Below are 2997 nucleotides of genomic sequence, written 5' to 3' on the forward strand. Positions count from 1 at the left end.
CAGATTTTCTCCTTTTCCAAATATGATTTTATCATCCATAATATGCCTCCAGAAATATTATTTTTAATGCACTATATTTTAATTAAGTATAAATTCAGCATCCTTTTTCAACCTTGTAAAATCTATGAACCTTGCCTGTCTCGAAAACTCCCTTCCATTCTTAAGAAGTACAACAAGAGGTGCTGAAAAAGCAAGAAATCTTCCCTGAATCTGTGGGATGTCTTCAATCTTGACCAGTACGGCTTCAAGGCCTTCCATGTTCATTTCTCCATCTATTCTGTCAACTACAGAATCGCAGACGCTTCAGTTCCCCGCAGATACTACAAGAAGTACAGATTTGTTTATCTCCAAAAACCTGTTAAATTCATCCATATCAATAATTTTTTTCATATTACTCCCATATTCTTATATCCGATGCAATGTTCCTGAATCTTTCAGCAATGAATTCAGCCGTCTTCTCCATAGGATTGAATCCAAGAAATTCCACAGGCACCATTATTCCCGCTTGTAATATTATATCACAATGGCATAACCAAATTCACCATATCTCTTTGAATAAAACATATATTCTGGACTTCCAACTTTTTTTATTTATACAATATCATGTAAATATATATAATTAATGAATATTTTACCGTATTTTTGGTATAAGTAATATGACTTCATATTTAAGTAGGGGTGATAGCGTGGACTCTTTAAACTCAATGAATATCAATTTAAAATTTGATAGCATTCTGGAAAAAGAATACTGTGATTTTAAATACAATGAAAATCTAAGACAGATAAGAATAGTACTTGGTCTCCTAATAATAATGTTTGGAATTTTTTCATTTTATGATGCAAAGCTTTTCAATGACCCTAACGGTTTGATTATTAGAGTCAAACTGTTTATGGTGCTTCCTGTATTCTTTGTAGCCTTTGTTTTGTCATTTTCTAGATGGTTCAAGGATTATAATCATATTATCCTGACCGTTGCACTGATAATTGCGGGAAGTGGATTTTCAATAATGCTTCTACAGTCAAGAGGAAACCTTGGTTATTACGGAGCAATCTTTCTCATAACATATTCTGCTTACTTTGTTCTGAATCTCAAGTACAAGTATTCAACAGCAATAGGTTGGGCAATACTATTCTTTTACCTCTTCGTATCGGTATCACAAGGATCAAACATAGATCTGGAAACCTTTATAGTATTCATCTTCATAATGGGTTCAAACATAATCGGCATGATGGGTGGATATTTTCTTGAATACTATTCAAGAAAAAACTATCTTCAAAGTATAAAAATCGAAAGCGACAACCACAATCTTGAAGAAAGGGTTGCATTGCAGGTAAAGGAAATAACAGACCAGCAATCGGCAACAATATATGCTCTGGCAAAGCTTGCTGAATCTAGAGACAGGGATACGGGAGTACATATAGAAAGAGTTGGAAAATATTGCAGGCTAATCGCCGAAAAAATAGACTGGACAGTATATTCAAAGATGGACATACAAAAAAATAAGTTTGTGGACACTATTGAAATGGCAAGCGCCCTTCACGATATAGGAAAGGTTGGTATAGAAGACAGAATACTCTTAAAGCCAGGACCGCTAACAAAGGATGAATTTACCAGAATCAAGATGCATACAATAATCGGCAGCGATACACTGATTACTTTGAAAAAGAAATATCCCAATAATATTTTCGTAAACATGGGACTTGAAATAACGAGATACCACCATGAAAAATTTGACGGTTCGGGTTATCCTGATGGCCTGTCAGGCCATGATATTCCTCTGACGGCAAGGATTCTTGCCATAGCAGATGTCTACGACGCCCTTACAACAAAGCGTCCCTACAAGGAAATATTCAGCCATACAGAAGCAATGGAGATAATGATAAAAGATACGGGCTCACATTTCGATCCTGACCTTATGAAAATATTCAAGGAAGTTGAATATGCCTTCAACATTATTTCAAAATCACACAATATCATAGAAAGAAGAAACTCGACAAAGGAAAGAAAACTTCCACGAATGATGAACTAACAATAAACCAACACGGAAAAATATTAACTATATTAGCAATAAACCAAAACGAGTGCCCCGAGGCACTCGTTTTGTATATTCACCCTTTTATTGCACACTTAACCATTTCCTATTTTTCCTGAGCCAATGGGAATACAACTTTTGTCTGCATTTTGCCTTCAGCTACTTCCAATGGATCATCTACATAAAACTCGTATGATACTCCCTTAGGCTTATAGTGGTGTTCTTCCATCCATCTTCTGATGGTATCGTGGTTTGGCTCAATTTCTTCGTATGTTCCTACATGTACACAAGATACTTTCTTTCCTCCAGGAATATCTCTGGCTAAGATGTCTTTTTCGCCCTTAATTCTCTTTCCTACTGTCAATCCAATTTCGATTTCAAGATTCTCAACATCATCGTTGTGGAAAGCAACAAATGGTGCTCCAACGGGAATTTCACCGATTCCATTTAAATATCCCTTAATTCTACTGTAGCATTCGCTTAATACCTTGGGCATCTCTTCAATTGTTGTTGTCTTGTTAATAACTAAAACATGATGAGTTGTTTTTTCATCGATTATCTTGCATTGATAGTTCATAAAATTCCCTCCTGATTTATATGTTTTGTATTTGTATTTTTTCTCTTAATTAATTATAACTCTCTTTTTATATTTTTGCAAACGTTTTCTTTGTTGTAATATCAACGGTTAGTTAAATTATTAACATAATTGGCATGGCAATAATGTTAATAATTTAACGGTATATACCCATTTGTTCGTATTACTTGATTGTTAAATAGTTATCTATTTTTAGTCTGTTAAATACTTAACCTAAACTCGAGAAAAAATTTAGTTTTTTAAACAATATATTTATATTTATTTTTATTTCACCTAATTTAGTCCCAAAACCACCTTTCATAATGCTTTTTCTGCAAAATTCTACAAAAACAAAGAAGCATCAAATGTCAGTCAAAAGACTTATTCGAT

Annotated in this window: 3 protein-coding genes; 1 reads left to right on the forward strand and 2 read right to left on the reverse strand. The window is 33.8% G+C overall.

Annotation, left to right across the window (positions count from 1 at the left end):
* Positions 1–78: 78 nt before the first annotated feature.
* A complete protein-coding gene (locus AC3AX0_RS10520; RefSeq protein ID WP_487550245.1) occupies positions 79–258 on the reverse strand; it encodes a YbbN family protein in 180 nt (59 codons plus the stop codon).
* A gap of 446 nt (positions 259–704) precedes the next feature.
* Between AC3AX0_RS10520 and AC3AX0_RS10525 the strand changes: the two genes are divergently transcribed.
* Complete coding sequence (locus tag AC3AX0_RS10525; protein ID WP_487550246.1) at positions 705–2030, forward strand: HD-GYP domain-containing protein; 1326 nt, start codon at positions 705–707, stop codon at positions 2028–2030.
* Between the two features lie 109 nt (positions 2031–2139).
* Here the strand turns inward: AC3AX0_RS10525 and AC3AX0_RS10530 are convergent, their stop codons facing one another.
* On the reverse strand, positions 2140–2610 hold the full coding sequence (locus AC3AX0_RS10530; RefSeq protein ID WP_487550247.1) for a GyrI-like domain-containing protein: 471 nt from the start codon (positions 2608–2610) through the stop codon (positions 2140–2142).
* Between the last annotated feature and the right edge of the window lie 387 nt (positions 2611–2997).

The sequence above is a fragment of the Dethiosulfatibacter sp. genome, assembly GCF_983023055.1.